The sequence below is a fragment of the Streptomyces sp. NPDC029296 genome (assembly GCF_055569255.1).
The window spans coordinates 130,007-150,215 of record NZ_JBVHXT010000008.1 but is presented as its reverse complement, the minus strand read 5'-3'; the positions used below and the strand labels follow the sequence as shown (position 1 = coordinate 150,215).

At 73.0% G+C, this 20,209-nt stretch carries 17 protein-coding genes; 6 read left to right on the top strand and 11 right to left on the bottom strand.

The window, feature by feature from the left end:
• The first annotated feature begins 267 nt into the window (after positions 1-267).
• Complete coding sequence (locus ACZ4W9_RS09515; protein ID WP_467934366.1) at positions 268-2,679, top strand: PTS fructose transporter subunit IIABC; 2,412 nt, start codon at positions 268-270, stop codon at positions 2,677-2,679.
• Positions 2,680-2,808: 129 nt separating this feature from the next.
• Complete coding sequence (locus tag ACZ4W9_RS09510) at positions 2,809-3,069, top strand: hypothetical protein (protein ID WP_467934364.1); 261 nt, start codon at positions 2,809-2,811, stop codon at positions 3,067-3,069.
• A 50-nt stretch (positions 3,070-3,119) separates the two neighbouring features.
• Here the strand turns inward: ACZ4W9_RS09510 and ACZ4W9_RS09505 are convergent, their stop codons facing one another.
• From ACZ4W9_RS09505 to ACZ4W9_RS09490, 4 genes are all read right to left on the bottom strand, one after another.
• A complete protein-coding gene (locus ACZ4W9_RS09505; protein ID WP_467934363.1) occupies positions 3,120-3,866 on the bottom strand; it encodes a DUF6227 family protein in 747 nt (248 codons plus the stop codon).
• Between the two features lie 157 nt (positions 3,867-4,023).
• Positions 4,024-5,241 (bottom strand): L,D-transpeptidase, encoded by a 1,218-nt coding sequence (locus tag ACZ4W9_RS09500; protein ID WP_467934362.1) that lies wholly within the window; start codon positions 5,239-5,241, stop codon positions 4,024-4,026.
• 137 nt (positions 5,242-5,378) lie between these two features.
• Entirely contained in the window at positions 5,379-6,404 is a 1,026-nt protein-coding gene (locus tag ACZ4W9_RS09495) for a P1 family peptidase (protein WP_467934361.1), read from the bottom strand.
• 35 nt (positions 6,405-6,439) lie between these two features.
• Positions 6,440-7,678: a low temperature requirement protein A gene (locus tag ACZ4W9_RS09490; protein WP_467934360.1), complete on the bottom strand. Its 1,239-nt coding sequence runs from the start codon at positions 7,676-7,678 to the stop codon at positions 6,440-6,442.
• A 56-nt stretch (positions 7,679-7,734) separates the two neighbouring features.
• Between ACZ4W9_RS09490 and ACZ4W9_RS09485 the strand changes: the two genes are divergently transcribed.
• On the top strand, positions 7,735-7,911 hold the full coding sequence (locus ACZ4W9_RS09485; protein WP_467934358.1) for a hypothetical protein: 177 nt from the start codon (positions 7,735-7,737) through the stop codon (positions 7,909-7,911).
• A 37-nt stretch (positions 7,912-7,948) separates the two neighbouring features.
• Here the strand turns inward: ACZ4W9_RS09485 and mscL are convergent, their stop codons facing one another.
• The 6 genes from mscL to ACZ4W9_RS09455 all read right to left on the bottom strand — a co-directional run bounded on the left by mscL (position 7,949) and on the right by ACZ4W9_RS09455 (position 14,016).
• Positions 7,949-8,443, bottom strand: coding sequence for a large conductance mechanosensitive channel protein MscL (gene mscL / locus ACZ4W9_RS09480; RefSeq protein ID WP_467934357.1), 495 nt, complete (start codon positions 8,441-8,443; stop codon positions 7,949-7,951).
• A gap of 120 nt (positions 8,444-8,563) precedes the next feature.
• On the bottom strand, positions 8,564-9,181 hold the full coding sequence (locus tag ACZ4W9_RS09475) for an RcpC/CpaB family pilus assembly protein (RefSeq protein WP_467934356.1): 618 nt from the start codon (positions 9,179-9,181) through the stop codon (positions 8,564-8,566).
• 387 nt (positions 9,182-9,568) lie between these two features.
• Positions 9,569-10,402, bottom strand: coding sequence for an S-methyl-5'-thioadenosine phosphorylase (locus ACZ4W9_RS09470; RefSeq protein WP_467934354.1), 834 nt, complete (start codon positions 10,400-10,402; stop codon positions 9,569-9,571).
• Between the two features lie 150 nt (positions 10,403-10,552).
• On the bottom strand, positions 10,553-10,879 hold the full coding sequence (locus ACZ4W9_RS09465) for an FmdB family zinc ribbon protein (protein ID WP_467934353.1): 327 nt from the start codon (positions 10,877-10,879) through the stop codon (positions 10,553-10,555).
• Between the two features lie 67 nt (positions 10,880-10,946).
• Complete coding sequence (locus ACZ4W9_RS09460) at positions 10,947-12,242, bottom strand: MFS transporter (protein ID WP_467934352.1); 1,296 nt, start codon at positions 12,240-12,242, stop codon at positions 10,947-10,949.
• A 277-nt stretch (positions 12,243-12,519) separates the two neighbouring features.
• A complete protein-coding gene (locus ACZ4W9_RS09455; RefSeq protein ID WP_467934447.1) occupies positions 12,520-14,016 on the bottom strand; it encodes a potassium/proton antiporter in 1,497 nt (498 codons plus the stop codon).
• A 236-nt stretch (positions 14,017-14,252) separates the two neighbouring features.
• Here ACZ4W9_RS09455 and ACZ4W9_RS09450 point away from each other — a divergent pair, with 236 nt between their 5' ends.
• Positions 14,253-17,177, top strand: a complete 2,925-nt coding sequence (locus tag ACZ4W9_RS09450) for a penicillin acylase family protein (protein WP_467934350.1) — start codon at positions 14,253-14,255, stop codon at positions 17,175-17,177.
• A 77-nt stretch (positions 17,178-17,254) separates the two neighbouring features.
• On the opposite strand, the gene ACZ4W9_RS09445 is transcribed toward ACZ4W9_RS09450, so the two are convergent.
• A complete protein-coding gene (locus tag ACZ4W9_RS09445) occupies positions 17,255-17,812 on the bottom strand; it encodes a 5-formyltetrahydrofolate cyclo-ligase (protein ID WP_467934349.1) in 558 nt (185 codons plus the stop codon).
• A 159-nt stretch (positions 17,813-17,971) separates the two neighbouring features.
• On the opposite strand from ACZ4W9_RS09445, the gene galU reads away from it, so the two are divergent.
• Entirely contained in the window at positions 17,972-18,883 is a 912-nt protein-coding gene (gene galU / locus ACZ4W9_RS09440; RefSeq protein WP_467934348.1) for a UTP--glucose-1-phosphate uridylyltransferase GalU, read from the top strand.
• A complete protein-coding gene (gene glp / locus ACZ4W9_RS09435) occupies positions 18,880-20,202 on the top strand; it encodes a molybdotransferase-like divisome protein Glp (RefSeq protein WP_467934346.1) in 1,323 nt (440 codons plus the stop codon). Before galU ends, glp begins: the two co-directional genes overlap by 4 nt.
• Positions 20,203-20,209: the final 7 nt, after the last annotated feature.

The window sequence follows — 20,209 nt, the reverse complement described above, 5'->3', positions numbered from 1 at the left end:
CCCGTACGTCCGCGCACTGACGGAGCCGGTTTCATGACCCTGTACGTCCGCGCACTGACGGAGCCGGTTTCATGACCCCGTACGTCCGCGCACTGACGGAGCCCGTCTCATGACCCCGCTCGTCCGGCACGGCATCCGCCCGGGCTTTCGCCGGCTGGGCGGCCGGGCCGGCCCCGGCCCCCGTACCACCCCGCCCCCTCACCGCACCCCCGTCCCCACTCCCGCCGACCCCAGCCCCCGGGCGGCCCGCGCGCGAAGGAGCCCGCGATGAGCGACATGATCAGCGCGGATCTGGTCGACCTCGACCTGTCCGCCGACACCAAGGAGGCGGCGGCCCGCGCCCTCGCCGAGCGCATGGCGGCCCGGGGCCGGGTGACCGACCTGGAGGGCTTCCTCGCCGACGTGGCCGCGCGCGAGGCCCAGATGCCGACCGGGCTCGACGGCGGCATCGGCATCCCGCACTGCCGCAGCGCCCATGTCACCGAGCCGACCCTCGCGTTCGGCCGCAGCGCCGCCGGCATCGACTTCGGCGCCCCGGACGGCCCGGCCGACCTGGTCTTCCTGATCGCCGCACCGGCCGGCGCCGACGACGCCCACCTCACGATCCTCTCCTCCCTCGCCCGGCGCCTGATGGACCCCGGCTTCACGTCCGCGCTGCGGGCCCTGGGCGACGTGGAGACGGCGGCGGCCCTGATCCGCGGCGACGCGCCGCCGACGGAGGCGGGGGAGCGGAACGCCGTCGCGGGCGCCGCCGAGGCCACCGCCGGCGTCCCCGGGACCACCGCGGGTGCCTCCGAAGAAACCCGGGGTGGTCCCGGGAGCGCCTCCGGCGTGCCCGAGAAGAGCCCGAGCGCCCCCGGAGGGGCCCCGGGCGGCTCCGCAGGCGGCCGGAGCCTGCCCGGAGCGGCCTCGCGCGGTCCCGAGGGCGGCGCACGCGTCCCCGAAGGCCCTGCGGGCGCCCCCGAGGAAGTTCCGGGCATCGCCGCAGGCGGCCGGAACCGCCCCGACGGCCCCCCGGGCCCCCTCGGAAGCGCCCCGGGCGCCCCCGAAGACACCGCTGCGGTTCCGGCGGCGGCCTCCGCCGGAGCCGCAGCGGGCAGCGCGGCCCGTACGGGCGAGGCCGGCGGCGACGCGCCCGCCTCCGCCGGTACCGCCTCCGCCCCCGGTGAACGGCCCTTCCGGGTCGTCGCCGTCACCTCCTGTCCCACCGGGATCGCCCACACCTACATGGCGGCCGAGTCCCTGGAGAACGCGGGCCGCGAGGCGGGCATCGAGGTGGTCGTCGAGACGCAGGGGTCGGCCGGTTTCGCCCGGCTGGACCCGGCGGTGATCGCGGCGGCCGACGGCGTGATCCTCGCGCACGACGTCCCCGTACGCGAAAAGGACCGTTTCGCGGGCAAACCGACCGTCGACGTGGGCGTGAAGGCGGGCATCAACCGGCCCGCCGAACTCCTCGCCGAGGTCCGCGAGAAGGCGGCGCGTGGCGAGGTGAACACCCCGGCGCACGCTCCGGCGGGCACGCCGGTCGAGCGGGCGGGCGACGCCACCGAGGGCTACGGCACCAGGCTCCGCACGTGGCTGATGACCGGCATCAGCTACATGGTCCCGTTCGTCGCCGCGGGCGGTCTGCTCCTCGCCCTGGGCTTCGCGATCGGCGGCTGGCGGATCGACAAGGCGCCCTCGGTCACGGACCACTTCGCCTGGACGCAGGCCGACAGCTGGGGCGCGCTGCTCTTCCAGATCGGCGGCGTCGCCTTCAAGTTCCTCATCCCGGTCCTGGCCGGCTACATCGCCTACGGCATGGCCGACCGGCCCGGCCTCGTCCCCGGCTTCGTGGGCGGCGCGATAGCCCTGGACATCGACGCGGGCTTCCTCGGCGGCCTGGCGGCCGGCCTGATCGCCGGTGGCGTGGTGATGGCGATCCAGCGGGTGCGGATCCCGCCGGTGCTGCGCGGCATCATGCCCGTGGTGGTGATCCCGCTGCTCTCCTCCGCGCTCACCGGCTTCCTGATGCTCGTCGTGATCGGCAAACCGATCGCCTCGGCGCAGAAGGCCCTCACCGACTGGCTGGGCGGGCTCACCGGCACCAACGCCGTCCTGCTGGGCGCCCTGCTCGGCCTGATGATGTGCTTCGACCTGGGCGGCCCGGTCAACAAGGTCGCCTACGCCTTCGCCACCGCCGGCATCGCCGTCCCCGATCCCGGCGACTCGGCCATGGAGATCATGGCGGCGGTGATGGCGGCCGGCATGGTCCCGCCGCTGGCGATGGCCCTGGCCACCACCGTGCGCGGCGGGCTGTTCACCGCGGCCGAACGCGAGAACGGCAAGGCCGCCTGGGTGCTCGGCGCCTCCTTCATCTCCGAGGGCGCGATCCCCTTCGCGGCGGCCGACCCGCTGCGGGTCATCCCGTCCGCCATGGCGGGCGGCGCGCTCACCGGCGCCCTGTCGATGGCCTTCGGCGCCACCCTGCGCGCCCCGCACGGCGGCGTCTTCGTGGTCCCGCTGATCGGCAGCCCGCTGCTGTACCTGGTGGCGGTCGCGGCCGGGGTGTGCGTCACCACGGCCCTGGTGATCCTCCTCAAGGGGACGCGCAGGCAGGCCCCCGGGTCAGGACCCACCGGCCCGGCCGCGCACCCGGCCGGGACGCCGGAGGGGACCGAGCAGCCCGTGGCGGCCTGACCGCCCCGCCCCCCGCGCCGCCCTTCAGGGCGTCTTGTCCCTTTGGGCCGCTGTGAGTTGTTCACGGCACCTGCGAGATACATCACGGTCCGGGGCCGAAGTCCCGGACCGTGGTGTGTACTGGGACGCATGCCTGAGCACGCCCCGACTCTCCAGCTGATCGGCGTGACCGTCCTCGCGCTGGCGGCCGTCGTGTGGGCCTGCGTCCTGCTGCGCCTGCTGCGCCGCGCGGGCCTGCGGGCCGGCACGGCGGGAGCCCGGCGCCGCACCGTGCCGCTCCCGGCCCTGCCGCGCCAGAGCCGGGTCGGGCCGCCGCGGGAGTCCGTGGAGCTGACCCCCGCCGAGCAGGACGCGTTCGCGGGCCTGGTGCGGCACCTCGCCAACGGCTGACCCCGGCACAGCCGGCCGGCCCCGCCACCGGCGGAACGCGGCCGCCCGCGTCATCCCCGACGGGCCGCGCGCCGCTCCATCGCCTCCCGGGCCGCCTCCTCCGACATGTACACCTCGCACATGTGCCGCCCGTCGGGCGTCGCCGTGTGCTCCACCTCCCACAGGGAGGTCTCGGTGCCGTCCGGCAGCAGGAAGGCGTGTTCGTACAGCGCGTAGCTCAGGCCCGTGCGTCCGGCGCGGCCCGGCCGGCCGAACGCCTGGGTGATCTCGTGCGCGGTCGCCGTCGCCAGCAGCGCCGCCGTCTCGGGACCGGGACGGTCGGGGTTCTCCGCGCGGCGCAGCAGCCGGCGCGCGTGGTCCGCCGAGCCGTCGGCGACGAACACGTGCCGGGGCTCGGGGACCGCCCACAGCCGCGACAGCGCGGGCAGCTCCGCCTCCCGCGTGTCCGGCGGCAGCCCGAGCCGGGCCGCCGCGGTCTGCAGTTCCTCCTCGTCCGGATACACCTCGTGCTCCGGCGCGCCGCCCGGCGTGGAGTTGTGCACCAGTTCCCACAGCGTGACCGCCGAGCCGTCCGTGAGCAGCCAGGTGTGCCGGTACGTCTCCCGGCGCAGTCCCGAGCTGTGGTAGGCGGAGTGCAGCGAACTGTCGTGCGCCAGCGCGCAGTCCAGACGCCGTATCACCTCGTCCGGCAGCTCGAAGGAGTTCAGGGCACGGCCGAGGAGTCGCGCGAGATGCTCCTCCGGAGACTCGGGCGACTCGGCTGGTTCGTACGCTGCGGTCTCGTACGGAACGCTCAAGGCTTCTCCCGGCGTTGCTGCATGTCACCTTGTGGGTGCATACCGTAGCCCCTCGGCCGGACATCATGTCCGGGAACCGAGAAAACGTGCGCCGGGAAAACGCGCGGGCCGCGCGGAGAGTTCCCGCGCGGCCCGCCCCCGAGTCAAAAACCGCCGGTCAGACGGCACTTCCCGCGGTCCAGGCGCTCCACGGCATGTTCCAGCCGTTGAGGCCGTTGTCGGGCGAGACCGTGGTGTCGGGGGAGTTCTTCACGATCACGACGTCCCCGATGAGCGAGTTGTCGTAGAACCACTTGGCCGACGTGTCGCCCTGCGCCCCCTGCACGTCCGCGAGTCCGACGCAGCCGTGGCTGGTGCCCTCCCGGCCGAACGGCGGGTTGCCCTTGTTGTACCAGTAGTTGCCGTGGATGAACGTCCCCGACGTCGTCAGCCGCATCGCGTGCGGCACGTCCGGTATGTCGTACTCCCCGCCGAAGCCGACCGTCGAGCCGTTCATGCGGGTCTGCGTGAACTTCTCCGAGATCACCATCTGCCCGTTGTACGTCGTGTGCTGCGGGCTGCCCGCCGATATCGGCACCGACTTGAAGGTCTTCCCGTCCCGCACGACCGTCATCGTCTGCGTGTTGACGTCGACCGTGGAGACCTGCGACCGCCCGACGGTGAAGGAGACGGTCTTCTTCTGCACGCCGTAGACGCCCCGCGCGCCCTGGACGCCGTCCAGGTCGATGTTCATCGTGACCTTGGAGCCGGCCTTCCAGTACTCCTGCGGCCGGAAGTCCAGCCGCCGGTCCCCGAACCAGTGGCCGGCCACCTGCTGGCCGCTGCTCGTGTTGACCGTGATGTGCGACTGCACGGCCTTCTTGTCGGTGATCGACTTGTCGAAGGTGAACGACACCGGCATGCCCACCCCGACCGTCGCGCCGTTGTCCGGCGTGTAGGTGCCGATGAAGCTGTTCGACGAGGTGACGGTGGTGAAGATGGCGTTCGCCGCCGCCGTGCGGCCGTCGGTGTCCTTCGCGGTCGCGTTGATCTCGTACTTCGTCCCGCGCTCCAGCTGCTGCTTCGGCTTCCAGCTGTGGCCGTCCGCCGATATCGCCCCCGGCACGGCCTGCCCCGAGCCGGCCACGGTCATCTTCACCTCGGTCAGCCTGCCGTCGCTGACCTTCACGCCGGTGGCGTTGATGGACGCCCCGGTCGACCCGTCCTTGGCGGATATCGCGATCTTCGCCGTCGACGTCTTCGGGGAGTCGCCACCGCCCTTGGCGTCGCTCTTGGCGGTGGCGTCGCCGCCACAGGCGGTCAGGGTGAGGGCGCCGACCATCAGGGCGGCACAGGCCCCCAGTGCGCGCCGCGCTGCAATGTCCGGCGTTGTCACGGGCTGCTCCAGGTTCGTGTGAGGTGCGGGATCCGTTCCGGTCGTGAGGGAAGAGGGCGTGGGCGCCGGGGAAGGTTCCCTTCGGCACCCCGCCAACGCCATCACGTGACAGAACCGCGACAATCCGGCCCCGCGCGCTACCCCTCCCCGTACAACTCCGCGTACGACGGCCACACTCCGCCCGGCCCCTCGACCGACGCGGCGGCCCGCACCGCCCGTACGATCGCCCGCGTCACCAGGTCCGCGCCGGCCGCCAGGATGTCGTTCAGCGCCAGCGGATGCGCTTCCAGGGGCTGGGCGCCGGTCGCCAGCGCGAACACCGTGTCCCCGTCGTGCAGGAGGTGCACCGGCCGCACCGCCCGCGCGATCCCGTCGTGCGCCGTGCCCGCCAGCTTCTGCGCCTGCGCCTTGGTCAGCGCGGCGTCCGTCGCGACCACCGCCAGCGTCGTGTTGAGCGGCGGCGGCGCGTTGCCCGCGGCGGCCTCGGCCAGCCGGCGTGCCGCGGCCTCGTGCACCCGCGCCTCCGGATAGGCCACCCGCCCCTGGAACAGCTCCCCGTAGAGCACCCCCGTCTCCGGAGCCAGCACCGCCCCCGCCGCGTTGGCGACCACCAGCGCGGCCACCGTGACCCCCGAGCCGAGCACGGTGCTCGCGGTGCCCACCCCGCCCTTGAGCCGCCCCACGACGGCGCCCGTGCCGGCGCCCACACAGCCCTCGGGCACCCGCGCGCCCGGCGCGCTCGCCGCCGCGGCCTCCACCGCCGCCCGGCCCGTCGCCGCGTCCGGACGGGCCCGGAAGTCCCCGCCGCGCCCCAGGTCGAAGACGCACGCGGCGGGCACCACCGGCACGACCTGCGCCGGGTCCGGCCCCACCCGCACCCCGCGGCCCCGCTCCTCCAGCCAGGCCATCACCCCGGACGCCGCGTCGAGCCCGTACGCGCTGCCTCCGGTCAGCACCACGGCGTCGACCTTCTGGACCACGTTGCGCGGGTCGAGCGCGTCGGTCTCCTTGGTGCCGGGGCCGCCGCCGCGCACGTCCACGGCGGCGACGGCGCCGCCCTCGGGCGCGAGGACCACCGTGGTGCCGGTGAGCCAGCCGTCGCCGGCCCGGGTGGCGTGTCCCACCCGCAGCCCGGCGACATCCGTCACTGCGTCAGCTGTCATGGGGCCAGTCTGACCGAGCGCCCCCGCCACGGGGCTCAGCCGGCCGGGGAGGCGGCCCCCGCCCGGTGTGCCCGGGCTTCCCGGCGCGCCGTCAGCACCACCCCGGTCGCCACCGAGGCCGCGGACACCAGTCCCGCCGCGAGCACCGCCCAGTCGCCCAGGAACGCGCAGCAGATCACCAGCAGGGCCGTGACCGGCAGCACCAGTTGCTGGGCGAGGCCCACCTTGAAGTGGCGCGCGTGCAGCGCCCACACCGTCAGCAGATACAGCGCCGTCGGCAGGGTGACCGCGGCCGAGGCGGACAGGGCGGAGATGTGCGCGGTGCCGGCCGCCTGCTCCACGGCCACCTCCAGCCCCGCGCCGATGGCCGCCGCCGAGGCGAACACCGGATAGTGGCCGTAGCCCCAGACGAAGGCGCGCTTGCTGGAGCGCAGATGGGCGTGGATGGGGACCACGAAGTAGATCCACCACGCGGAGAAGACGATCAGCAGTCCGCCCGCCGCGATGGGCAGCAGCTCGGTCGGTGTGCTGTGCTCGGCGGCGGCCGACTTCACCGCGACCGTGGCCGCGGCGATCGTCTCGCCGAGCACGATGATCGTGAACAGGCCGTACCGTTCGGCGATGTGGTGCGGATGCCAGGAGGTCCGCCGCGTCCGCTCGGCGTACAGCGGCACGCACAGTTCCGCGACCGCCATCACCAGGAACACCCAGGGCCGCGCCGGTTCCGGCAGCAGCACCAGCCCGAGCCAGCCCACCTGGCACAGCAGCACTCCGCCCGCGTACCGCAGGGCCGTGGTCCGCTCCGCGCCGCCGGCCCAGCGCGCGGCTCTCAGCCACTGCCAGACCATCGCCAGCCGCATGATCACATAGCCGAGCCAGACCAGCAGGAAGTCGTGGTGCGCGAACGCCTGCGAGATCCCCGCCGCCAGGACCAGCACACCCGCGATCTGGACCAGGGTGACGATCCGGTAGAGCACGTCGTCGTTGTCGTAGGCCGAGGCGAACCAGGTGAAGTTCATCCAGGCCCACCAGATCGCGTAGAACGCCATCGCGTAATCCAGGATCCCGGTGCCCGGATGTCCCTCCGCGACGGCGTGCACCAGCTGCCCGCCCGCCTGCGCGACCGCCACGACGAAGCACAGGTCGAAGAACAGCTCCAGCGGGGAGGCGACGCGGTGCGCCTCGTGGGGCCCGCGCGCCGTGAGCCGGCGCAGGGGACCCGGGGGCCGGGGCGCGCCCGAGGAAGCGGATGCGGAAGCGGAACCGGGCGTCATGATTCCCAGCACAGCACCCCGCGGGGCCGCCCGCACGGGATGCGTACCCTGGAGGCATGAGCACCGCCCCCGAACCCGAGCCGCGCGCCCCGAAGCCCGCGCTGGTCTTCGACGACCCGCTGGACCAGCAGTCCTCGGACGACACCGACCGGGGGTGGGGCGAGCGCGCCGACGGCGACGGCGCCGCCGACCTCAAGCGCTTCCTCGACGAGAAGCCGCCCCACCACCTCTGAGCGCCGCACCACCGCCGAGCGGGTCGCGGGGGTGCCGTCAGCGCTCGTCCTGGCCCGCGCCGCGCTGGGCGACCAGGGCGTCGCGGATCTCCTTGAGCACCTCCAGCTCGCTCACCTCCACGACCTCCTTGGTGCCCTCGCGCGCCGCCTTCCGGTGCGCCTGCCGGGCCAGGTACTTCGACATGGGCAGGACCATCAGGAAGTACACCACCGCCGCGGTGATCACGAAGGTGAGCGTGGCACCCAGCACCGAGCCCCACATGATCGGCACGCCGCTTTGGACCGTGCCGTCGGCGCCCACCTTGCACGGGGCCTTCAGGCACGAGCTGTAGTGGTCGAGGTTCTGCGTGCCGATGGCTCCGACCAGCGGGTTGATCACTCCCTTCACCACCGAGTTGACGATGTTGGTGAAGGCCGCGCCGATGACCACCGCGACTGCCAGATCGACGACGTTGCCGCGCATCAGGAAGGCCTTGAAGCCCTGCCAGACGCTCGGTTCCTTCTTCGCGCTCACCTCGGGGACTCTCCTCATGTGCACAGGGTGTGGAACAAAACGCTCCGCAACCTACGGCAGGGGACGGCCCCGGTGTCCACCTCGGTAACTCGAACGAGCTGCTTGACAGCAAGCCGGCGGCCGGTCGTACGCCGTGGTTCAGCACAGCGTCACCGCCAGGCGCGCGGTGGCGCTCGCGCCGACCAGCCGGGCGGCCGCGGCCCGGGGCACCGACAGCACGACCAGCGCCCCGCTCTCGGCGGTGCCGGCCGCCGGCTTGGGCACCGCCGTCACCCTGACCCCGCGCGCGAGCACCCGGGCACCGTCCGCGGACGCGTCCTGCGCCGCGATGACGTCGACGCGGTCGCCGGGCCTCAGCAGCCGCACCGTGGCCGCGTCGGCGATCCGCACCGGGGCCGTCACCAGCTCGGGCGCCGGGTGCGGGCGCGGGGGGCGGGCGACCGGGTGTCCTCGGGGCCGCTGCGCGCCGGGCGGTTCCGGGCCGGTGCGGGGGCCCGCGGCCACCAGCGCCGCCGCTGTCACCGCGAGGCCGACGGCCAGGGCCCGCCCGCGGTGCCGTACCAGCCGGTGCAGCCGGTACCGCCCGCCGCGCACCCGCACCGGGTCGAACGGCGGGACCTCACAGGTCGCCGGGACGTCCGCGCCCAGCGGGCGCGGTAGCCGGAAGGGGGGCGGGGAGGAGGAGTGGGCGGACGGGTGCGGGGGACGGCGGTTCGGGGTCGGGGAGGACGAGGGTACGGACGAGGGGGAAGGCATGGGGGCACCGCCTGCGACGAGGGATTCCGGCTTGCGCTGCCACGATGACGGCTTCCGCCGGATCCCGCCGGGCCCGGTGGACGACGAACGGATTGTGGATAACTCGCCCACCCGAACGAGAGATTCCGCCTCCGGCCGGCCGACGGACCGACCGCCCTGCCCCGACCACCCTGCCCCGACCGCCCGTCGGTACGGCCGCCCGGCCCGGCCCCGCTACAGCCCCGTCACACCAGGCCGGCCGCCGAGACCGGCTCCGTCGCCCAGGCCGGCCCGACCGCCCCGGCCGCCCGGCCGACCGCCGACGCCCCCCACGCCCCGCCCGCCCGGCCATGCGCTCCCTGCCGCCGCCCGGCCCGCCCGGCCGTGCGCTCCCCTGTCGCCCCGCCCCTACGGCAGTGCGAACCCCGGGTCCATCCCGCCGAGGGCGCTCACGCACAGGCAGTCGCGGGCGCCGGGCTCCGGGAGGGCCGCCACCGCGTCGAACAGGACGCCGCGCAGCCGGTCGACGTTGGCGGAGAAGACCCGCAGGACCTCCTCGTGGGAGACCCCCTCGCCGGTCTCGGCGCCCGCGTCGAGGTCGGTGACCAGCGTCAGCGAGGTGTAACACAGCTCCAGTTCCCGGGCGAGCGCCGCCTCGGGGTGGCCGGTCATGCCCACCACCGACCAGCCCTGGGCCTGGTGCCACGCCGACTCGGCGCGGGTCGAGAAGCGCGGGCCCTCGACCACGACCAGCGTGCCGCCGTCCACCGGCTCCCAGTCCCGGCCCCGGGCGGCCTTCAGCGCGACGGTCCGCCCGGTGGGGCAGTAGGGGTCGGCCATGGACACGTGGACGACGTTGGGCACGGTGCCGTCGGGCAGCGGCAGCCCGTCGAAGTAGGTCTGCGCCCTGGACTTCGTACGGTCCACGAACTGGTCCGGGACCAGCAGGGTGCCCGGGCCGTACTCGGGGCGCAGTCCGCCCACCGCGCACGGGCCGAGGACCTGGCGGACGCCGACCGAGCGCAGCGCCCAGAGGTTGGCGCGGTAGTTGATGCGGTGCGGCGGCAGGTGGTGGCCGCGCCCGTGGCGGGGCAGGAAGGCGACCCGCCGGCCGGCGACCTCGCCGAGGAAGAGGGAGTCGCTGGGCGCTCCGTAGGGGGTCTCCACCCGGACCTCGGTCACGTCGTCCAGGAAGGAGTAGAACCCCGAGCCGCCGATTACGCCGATCTCTGCGTTCGCCATGACCAGCACATTAGCGGGCCCGGGAACCGCGGGGGAGCCGGTGCCGGGGCACCCGGCCGGCGCGCGGACCCCGGAACGGGCCCGGCTCCGGGACGCCGAAGACCCCGCCGTCGGCCGACGGCGGGGTCACGGTGGAGAGGCTGAGAAGTCTCAGGCGGCCGAGCTGCTGGTGGAGCTCGACGAAGACGACGAAGACGAAGACGACGACGTCGAAGAGGACGACGTCGAAGAGGACGAGGACGTCTTCGCGTCGGACGACGAGCCTGCCGGCTTCGACGCCGGGGTGCTGCTCGACGTGGAGCCGCGGGAGTCGTTGCGGTAGAACCCGGAGCCCTTGAAGACGATGCCGACCGCGGAGAACACCTTCTTCAGGCGCCCCTGGCAGCTGGGGCACTCGGTCAGGGCGTCGTCGGTGAACTTCTGCACCGCCTCAAGGCCCTCGCCGCACTCGGTGCACTGGTACTGGTAGGTCGGCACTGTCTTCCTCCTGGCACTCTCACTCAATGAGTGCTAACGACGGTCCATAGTGACGTATTCCCGGGGATCAGTCCACCGTTACCGGCGCGCGGTGACCGACGCCACGTGCGACGGTGCGGTTCTGCGGGGGCGCGACCAGCCGCGAACGCAGGGCCAGGAGGGTGATCAGGGCGAGCACGGTGCCGCCCATCGGCACCAGGAAACCGGCGCCGTCCCACAGCCGGTCCTCCAGCTGGCCCGCGACCGTGACGGCGGCGGCCTGGCCGAGCGCGACCGCGCCGGTCAGCCAGGTGAAGGCCTCGGTGCGGGCACCGGCCGGGACCAGGCCCTCGACCAGGGTGTAGCCGGTGATCAGGGACGGGGCGATGCACATGCCGACCAGCAGGCCGAGCGCGGCGAGCAGCACCACGGAGTGCGCCGTCCACAGCGCGGACGCCGCCACGGCGAGCGCCGTGTAACCGATCAGCAGCCGCTTCTGCGGCGCGGCCTTCCAGGCGATCGCGCCGCAGACGATGCCGGAGAGCATGTTCCCGGCGGCGAAGACGCCGTACAGGACGCCGTTCATGCCGGGTTCGCCGATCGACTCCGTGTAGGCCGCGAGCGAGACCTGCATGCCGCCGAAGACCGACCCGATGCCCAGGAAGGTGGCGATCAGCACGCGTACGCCCGGGACGCGCAGGGCGGAGGCGTGCTCCACGCGCGCGTGCCCCTTCGGGGCGACCGACGGCTGGGTGCTCTTCTGGGCGGCGAAGAGGAGACCGCCCACGAGGGTCAGGGCGCCCTCCGTGATCAGGCCGGCGGCCGGTGTCACGGCGGTGCACAGCGCGGTCGCCAGCAGGGGGCCGAAGACGAACGTCAGCTCGTCCGTGACCGACTCGAAGGCCGCCGCGGTGGTCATCAGGGGCGAGCCCTGGAGTTTCACCCCCCAGCGCGCCCGCACCATGGGGCCGACCTGCGGCACCGAGGCGCCGGTCGGCACGGCCGCGAGGAACAGCGCCCACAGCGGGGCGTGCGCCAGCGCGAGGGCGGTCAGGGACAGGCCGGAGACGGTGTGCACCAGCACGCCGGGGACCAGCACCGCCCGCTGGCCGTAGCGGTCGGCCAGGCGGCCGCTGTAGGGCGCGAACAGCGCCATGGAGACGCCGGTGGCCGCGGCGGCGGCGCCGGCGGCGCCGTAGGAGCCGGTGGTGTGCTGGACGAGCAGCACGATGGAGAGGGTGAGCATCGCGAACGGCTGGCGTGCCGCGAAGCCGGGGAGCAGGAACGTCCAGGCGCCGCGGGTGCGCAGCAGCTGTCCGTATCCGGGGCGGGAGGACGCCGGCGAGGTCTTCTCCGGTTCGGTGGTGGTGACCGTGGATCCCACGGCCCGTGCCTTTCTGCCGCCTGGTAGCGCGCGGGCCCCGTGCGGGCCGGGCGCCGAGAGCTGTCCTCTTGCGCGGACTGCGGTAGATGCCGGTGCCCACCGCGGGTGGGGGCGACCCGGCCGCCATACGGTCGCGCCAGCTCTGCGTCAGGCAGAGTTGGTTCGATCAGGGTGCGTCCCAATCGTACAGGGATCACCGCTTGCGCGACTGTGAAAACGAGCACCATCCGGGCGGCCACCTGGGATTTCACGGTGGGTGGGCGCGGGAGAGGCGCCTTCAGCGCGAGCCGTTCGTCCCCAGCCAGCCCGCCAGCTTGCCGCCGTGGGCGACCGCGCGCAGCCGCCGTTCCGCCGCGTCACGGACCGGGTCGGTCGCGACCACCAGCAGTTCGTCGCCGCGCCGCAGCACCGTCGTGGGCAGCGGCACAAACGATTCTCCTTCGCGGACGACCAGCGTGACGGCCGCGCCGGGCGGCAACCGCAGCTCGCTGACCTCCACGCCGTGCATCCGCGAGCCCTCGGGGACGGTGACGGACAGCAGGTGCCCGCGCAGCCGCTCCAGGGGCGCCGACTCGATGCCGAGGTCCGCGGCCTCGCCCTGCTCGCCCAGCCGCAGCAGCCGCGCCAGCCAGGGCAGGGTCGGCCCCTGGAGGAGGGTGTAGACGACGACCAGGACGAAGACGATGTTGAAGATGCGGCGGCTGGCGTCCACGCCGTTCACCATGGGAATGGTGGCCAGGATGATCGGCACCGCGCCGCGCAGCCCCGCCCACGACATCAGGGCCTGCTCCCGCCACGGCACCCGGAACGGCGCCAGGCTGCCCACCACGCTCAGCGGGCGGGCGACCATGGTCAGGACCAGCCCGATGATCACGGCGGGCCAGATGTCGTCGCCCAGTTCGTGCGGGGTGACCAGCAGGCCGAGGACGACGAACATGCCGATCTGGGCGATCCAGCCGAGCCCCTCGGCGAAGCCGCGGGTGGCGGGCCAGTGCGGCAGGCGCGCGTTGCCGAGCATCATCGAGGCCAGGTAGACGGCGAGGAAGCCGCTGCCGTGGGCCAGGGCGCCGGCGGCGTAGGCGGTGACGGCGATCGCGAGCACGGCGATCGGGTAGAGGCCGGACGCCGGCAGCGCCACGTGCCTGAGCCCCCAGGAGCCGAACCAGCCGACGGCGATCCCCAGGGCGGCGCCGATGGCCAGCTCCAGGACGATCTCGCCGAGCAGCAGGTACCAGTGCTCGACCGGGCCGGCCGTGGAGAAGGCGACGACCAGGATGACCACCGGGGCGTCGTTGAAGCCGGACTCCGCCTCCAGCGTGCCCGTCACGCGCGCGGGCAGGGGGATCCTGCGCAGCACCGAGAAGACCGCCGCCGCGTCCGTCGAGGACACCACCGCGCCGATGATGAGCGCCTGCCGCCACTCGAGCCCCACCAGGTAGTGCGCGCCCGCCGCGGTGACGCCCACGCTGATCGCGACCCCCGCCGTCGCCAGCACGGAGGCGGACGACAGGACCGGCCGGATCTCCTTCCACTTCGTGCCGAGGCCGCCCTCGGCCAGGATCACGACGAGGGCCGCGTAGCCCATGACCTGGGTCACTTCGGCGCTGTCGAAGTGGATGTGGCCGATGCCGTCCTGGCCCATGAGGACGCCGATGCCGAGGTAGACGAGCAGGCTGGGGAGCCCGCTGCGGGAGGAGATCCGGACGGCCGCGACGGCGACGAGCAGGACGACGGAGCAGACGAGCAGGAGCTGGTTGAGGTGGTGAACAGTCAGCGGGCGTTCCTCCTCCTGGGCGGTCCGGGGGCCGGTCCCGAGACCTCCGGTTACTTCGTTACCTTACCTAACTCTTGACGCTTTCTTGACGATCGGCAGGGCAAGATCGAACGCTCGTGCGCGCTGGTTCCCGACTCCGCGTCAAGCGGGACGGGGCCCTGCGCCTATGGTTGCTCCAGCGCTCATTCAAAGTCACAGCCCGACCTGCCGCTCGCGTTAGGACAGCAAGGACAGCGATGCCCCCCAACACCACCGCCACAACGGGTGACACCGCCACCACGGGTGCCACGTCCGTCAAGTCCGGCAGGAAGAAGGGGCGCAAAGCCCGACTGATCGTGCTGGTGCTGGTCCTGGCCGTCATCGGAGGCATCGCCTACGGCGCCTACTGGACGATCAGCACCGTCCGCGCCTCCTTCCCGCAGACCACCGGCACGCTCCGGCTCGACGGCCTGTCCGGGCCGGTCGACGTGAAGCGGGACGGTTACGGCATCCCGCAGATCTACGCCTCCTCCGACGAGGACCTGTTCATGGCGCAGGGCTACGTCCAGGCGCAGGACCGGTTCTACGAGATGGACGTGCGCCGGCACATGACCTCCGGGCGCCTGTCGGAGATGTTCGGCAAGAGCCAGGTGAAGAACGACGAGTTCCTGCGCACCCTCGGCTGGGACCGGATCGCCGAGAAGGAGTACGACACCAAGCTGTCGGCGGCCACCAAGAAGTACCTCCAGGCCTACTCCGAGGGCGTCAACGCCTACCTCCAGGGCAAGAGCGGCAAGGACATCTCCCTGGAGTACGCGGCCCTCGGCTTCACCAACGACTACGCGCCGCAGAAGTGGACCCCGGTCGACTCCGTCTCGTGGCTGAAGGCGATGGCCTGGGACCTGCGCGGCAACATGCGCGACGAGATCGACCGCGCCCTGATGACCAGCCGCCTCGGCCCGCAGCAGATCCAGGACCTGTACCCGGCCTACCCGGCCGGCCGCAACAAGCCGATCGTGCAGGAGGGCCAGTACGACGAGCTGACCCAGGCCTTCCGCCAGAGCGGCGCCACGGGCACGACGGGCAGCACCGGCACCACGGGAACCACCGGCACCACCGGCACCACCGGCACGACGGGAACCACCGGCACCACCGGCACGACGGGAACCACCGGCACCACCGGTACGACGGGAACGACCGGGACCACGGGCGGCCTCACCGGCTCCTCCCAGGGCACGGCGGGCACGGCCGGCTCCTCCACCGCCACCGGCGGCGGATCCACGCTCAGCGGCCAGCTGGGGGGCCTTACCGAGGTCCTGGACGACCTGCCCACGGCCGTCGGCGTGAACGGCCAGGGCATCGGCTCCAACTCCTGGGTGGTGGCCGGGAAGTACACCATCACCGGCAAGCCGCTGCTCGCCAACGACCCGCACCTGTCGGCGTCCCTGCCCTCCGTCTGGTACCAGATGGGCCTGCACTGCCGGACCGTCTCCGACAAGTGCCGCTACGACGTCTCGGGCTACACCTTCGCCGGCATGCCCGGTGTGGTCATCGGCCACAACGCGAAGATCGCCTGGGGCCTGACCAACTCCGGAGTCGACGTCACCGACCTCTACCTGGAGAAGGTCAGCGCGAACGGCTACCTCTACGACGGCAAGGTCAAGCCGTTCAAGACCCGCGAGGAGACGATCAAGGTCGCCGGCGGCAAGGCCAAGACGATCGTGGTCCGCCAGACCCAGGACGGGATGCCGCTGCTGTCCGACCGTGACGACGAACTCGTCCAGGTCGGCAAGAAGGCCACCGTGAACGCCGCCGCCCCCGACCGCGGCGACGGCTACGGCATCGCCCTGCGCTGGACCGCGCTCGACGCGGGCACCTCCATGGACGCCGTGTTCGCGCTCGACAGGGCCGAGGACTGGAGCGACTTCCGCGAGGCGGCGGCCCTGTTCGACGTGCCTTCGCAGAACCTCGTCTACGCCAGCACGGACAACCACATCGGCTACACGCTGCCCGGCAGGATCCCCACCCGCTCCGAGAAGGACACCGGCGCCCTGCCGGTGCCGGGCTGGGACCCGAAGTACCGCTGGACGGGCTTCATCGAGCAGGACGAACTGCCCCACGAGTACGACCCCGACCGCGGCTACATCGTCACCGCCAACCAGGCCGTGGTCGACCCGGACGAGTACCCGTACACGCTGACCGCCGACTGGGGCTACGGCACCCGCAGCCAGCGCATCACCGACCTGATCGAGTCCAAGATCAAGGGCGGCGGCAAGATCTCCACCGACGACATGCGGCAGATGCAGCTGGACAACAGCAGCGAGATCGCCAAGCTCCTGGTGCCCAGGCTGCTGAAGATCAACCTGGCCGACGCGGACGTCCGCCAGGCGCAGAAGCTGCTGGAGGGCTGGGACTACACCCAGGACGCCGACTCCGCGGCGGCGGCCTACTTCAACGCCGTCTGGCGCAACATCCTCAAGCTGTCCTTCGGCAACAAGATGCCCAAGGAGCTGCGGGCCAAGGGGCAGTGCCTGTGGGTCGACAAGATCGACAGCACCGGCCCGGTGGACGACGACACCAAGGTGCGCGAGTGCGGTGAGCGCGACGCCGACCAGGCGCAGCCGGACGGCGGCGACCGCTGGTTCGAGGTCGTGCGCAGCCTGCTGGACAAGCCGGACAGCGACTGGTGGAAGGCGCCCAAGTCGGGCACCCGCCCCGCCGCGGCCAACCGCGACCAGCTCTTCGCCCGGGCCATGATCGACGCCCGCTGGGAGCTGACCGCCAAGCTCGGCAAGGACATCGACACCTGGAGCTGGGGCCGCCTGCACCGGCTGTTCCTGAAGAACCAGACGCTCGGCACCGAGGGCCCCAAGGCCGTGCAGTACCTGCTGAACCGCGGTCCCTGGAAGCTCAGCGGTGGCGAGGCCGCGGTCAACGCGACCGGCTGGAACGCGGCCGGCGGCTACGACGTGATCTGGGTGCCGTCCATGCGGATGGTCGTCAACCTCGCCGACCTGGACAAGTCGAAGTGGATCAACCTGGCCGGCGCCTCGGGGCACGCGTTCAGCGCGCACTACACCGACCAGACCGGCAAGTGGGCCGACGGCGAGCTGCTGCCCTGGTCGTTCACCGACAAGGCGGTCGGCAAGAACACGAGCGACACCCTCGTCCTCAAGCCGTGACCCGCACGGCACCCCGCTGAGAACGGCCCTCCACGCGCGTGGAGGGCCGTTCCCCGTCAGGGAGGAAGGCCTCCGGGTCAGGAGGCCGGGAAGCGGCGCACGCCCGACGGCGTCACCACCGCGTGCACCGGCCGGTCGTGGGCCTCGGCCGGGACGCGCGCGACGACCTCCGTGTCGTAGAGCAGCACCACGAGCCGGGGACGCGCGCCCGCGCGCTCCAGGCGGGCCAGCACCCGGTCGTAGGAGCCGCCGCCGCGTCCCAGGCGCATCCCGTGCGCGTCCACCGCGAGACCGGGCAGCAGGACGACGTCGGCGGCCGTCACCGCGTCCGGGCCCAGACGCGCCCCGGAGGGTTCGAAAAGCGCCATCTTCCCGCCGTGCCGGACGCGCCGGAGGGAACCGGGGCCGGTGTACTCGCCCCAGTCCAGGTCGTTGTCGGGCAGCAGCGCGGGGAGCAGCACCCGCACCCCCCGTGCGCGCAGCGCCTCCAGCAGCGGCAGGGTGGCCGGTTCGGCGCCCACCGAGACGTACGCCGCCACCGTCCGCCCCGCGGCCAGCTCGGGCAGTTGCAGGGCGCGCTCGGCGAGCGCGCGGCCCGCCTCGCCGATGTCGTCCGCCGGCAACCTGTTCCTCACCCCGAGGAATTCCCGTCGCAATGTGCGCTTGTCAGAATCGCCCGCGGATCCGTGCTGTTCCACTGGTCGTTCACCGCACCCTTCGTCATGCAGGTCATATGTGGGGTAAGTCGGCGGAGCCACAGATTCCGCACAAAGGCACCGGATATTGTGGCGAGCATGACTCAGTCCCAGTCCAGGATCAGCAAGGCTGTCATTCCCGCGGCCGGCCTCGGCACCCGGTTCCTGCCGGCCACCAAGGCCACTCCGAAGGAGATGCTGCCCGTCGTCGACAAGCCGGCGATCCAGTATGTGGTCGAAGAGGCCGTGTCGGCGGGGCTCGACGACGTCCTCATGGTCACCGGGCGCAACAAACGCCCTCTGGAGGACCACTTCGACCGCAACTACGAACTGGAATCCGCGCTGGAGAAGAAGGGCGACGCCGAACGGCTCGCCAAAGTGCGGGAATCCAGCGACCTGGCCACCATGCACTACGTCCGCCAGGGCGACCCCAGGGGCCTCGGGCACGCCGTGCTGTGCGCCGCCCCCCACGTCGGCGACGAACCCTTCGCCGTCCTCCTCGGCGACGACCTGATCGACCCCCGGGACCCGCTGCTGCGCCGCATGATCGAGGTGCAGGAGCGGCACGGCGGCAGCGTGGTCGCGCTCATGGAGGTCGCCCCCGAGCAGATCCACCTCTACGGCTGCGCCGCGGTGGAGGCCACCGCCGACGGTGACGTGGTGAAGGTGACGGGACTGGTGGAGAAGCCGGACCCGGCGGACGCCCCGTCCCGCTACGCGATCATCGGTCGCTATGTCCTCGACCCGAACATCTTCGGCATCCTGCGCGAGACCGAGCCGGGCCGCGGCGGCGAGATCCAGCTCACCGACGCCCTCCAGCAGCTCGCCCAGGACGAGAAGGTCGGCGGCCCGGTGCACGGCGTCGTCTTCAAGGGCCGCCGCTACGACACCGGCGACCGCGGCGACTATCTGCGTGCCATTGTCAGACTCGCGTGCGAACGTGAGGACCTGGGCCCGGACTTCCGGACCTGGCTCCGCAGTTACGTAGCCGAGGAGATGCAGCAGTCTTGAGCAACGCCGCGACCCGCCCCGCCGGCCCGGACGACCTGTGGTCGGTGGACGAGCACCTGGAGGACATCCTCTCCACCGTCCGCCCCCTGGAACCCATCGAGCTGCAACTGCTCGACGCCCAGGGCTGCGTCCTGGTCGAGAACGTCACCGTGCCGGTGTCCCTGCCGCCGTTCGACAACAGTTCCATGGACGGGTACGCGGTGCGGGTCGCGGATGTCGCGGGCGCGAGCGAGGAGTTCCCGGCCGCCCTGGAGGTGGTCGGGGACGTCGCGGCCGGCGCCGCCGATCCGGTCCGGGTCGGCCCCGGGCAGGCCGCGCGCATCATGACCGGGGCGCCGCTGCCGCCCGGCGCCGAGGCCGTGGTCCCCGTCGAGTGGACCGACGGCGGGCTCGGCGAGGGCCCGGCGAGCGGCATGCGGGCGCGCAGCCTGGCCCCCGAGGGCGCCGAGGGCCAGGTGCACGTCCACCGGCCCGTCGAGGCACGCGCGCACGTGCGGACCGAGGGCAGCGACGTACGGGCCGGCGAACTCGCCCTGGAGGCCGGGACGATCCTCGGCCCGCCGCAGCTCGCGCTGCTCGCCGCGATCGGCCGCGGCACGGTCCGGGTGCGCCCGCGCCCGCGCGTGGTCGTGCTGTCCACCGGCAGCGAACTCGTCCAGCCCGGCGAGGGACTGGCCCCCGGGCAGATCTACGACTCCAACAGCTTCGCCCTCACCGCCGCCGCGCGGGACGCGGGCGCCATCGCCTACCGGGTCGGCGCCGTCGCCGACGACGCCGAGACCCTGCGCACCACCATCGAGGACCAGCTGATCCGCGCCGACCTGATGGTGACCACGGGCGGGGTCAGCGTGGGGGCCTACGACGTCGTCAAGGAGGCGCTGTCGTACGCCGGCGACGAGGAGGAGGCGGGCAGCGGGGTGGAGTTCCGCAAGCTCGCCATGCAGCCCGGCAAGCCGCAGGGCTTCGGTGCCATCGGCCCCGACCACACCCCGCTGCTGGCGCTGCCCGGCAACCCGGTGTCGTCGTACGTCTCCTTCGAACTGTTCGTCCGCCCCGCCATCCGTGCCCTGATGGGCCTGACCGAGCTGCACCGGCCCCGCGCCCGGGCCGCGCTGAAGGCGGACGCGGCGCTGCGCTCGCCCAAGGGGCGCCGCCAGTTCCTGCGCGGCCGGTACGCCGACGGCGAGGTGACCCCCGTGGGCGGGGCCGGTTCCCACCTGGTCGCGGCGCTCGCCCGGGCCGACGCGCTGATCGTCGTCCCCGAGGACGTGGAGTCCGTGGAGCCCGGCGGCGAGGTGGAGGTTGTGCTGCTCGGCTGAGGCACGC

What these genes read in the sequence shown, in the direction of transcription:
- ACZ4W9_RS09515 (WP_467934366.1), top strand. Translation starts at nt 268, where the DNA reads ATGAGCGACATGATCAGCGCGGATCTGGTCGACCTCGACCTGTCCGCC.
- ACZ4W9_RS09510 (WP_467934364.1), top strand. Translation starts at nt 2,809, where the DNA reads ATGCCTGAGCACGCCCCGACTCTCCAGCTGATCGGCGTGACCGTCCTC.
- ACZ4W9_RS09495 (WP_467934361.1), bottom strand. Translation starts at nt 6,404, where the DNA reads ATGACAGCTGACGCAGTGACGGATGTCGCCGGGCTGCGGGTGGGACAC.
- ACZ4W9_RS09490 (WP_467934360.1), bottom strand. Translation starts at nt 7,678, where the DNA reads ATGACGCCCGGTTCCGCTTCCGCATCCGCTTCCTCGGGCGCGCCCCGG.
- ACZ4W9_RS09485 (WP_467934358.1), top strand. Translation starts at nt 7,735, where the DNA reads ATGAGCACCGCCCCCGAACCCGAGCCGCGCGCCCCGAAGCCCGCGCTG.
- mscL (WP_467934357.1), bottom strand. Translation starts at nt 8,443, where the DNA reads ATGAGGAGAGTCCCCGAGGTGAGCGCGAAGAAGGAACCGAGCGTCTGG.
- ACZ4W9_RS09475 (WP_467934356.1), bottom strand. Translation starts at nt 9,181, where the DNA reads ATGCCTTCCCCCTCGTCCGTACCCTCGTCCTCCCCGACCCCGAACCGC.
- ACZ4W9_RS09470 (WP_467934354.1), bottom strand. Translation starts at nt 10,402, where the DNA reads ATGGCGAACGCAGAGATCGGCGTAATCGGCGGCTCGGGGTTCTACTCC.
- ACZ4W9_RS09450 (WP_467934350.1), top strand. Translation starts at nt 14,253, where the DNA reads ATGCCCCCCAACACCACCGCCACAACGGGTGACACCGCCACCACGGGT.
- galU (WP_467934348.1), top strand. Translation starts at nt 17,972, where the DNA reads ATGACTCAGTCCCAGTCCAGGATCAGCAAGGCTGTCATTCCCGCGGCC.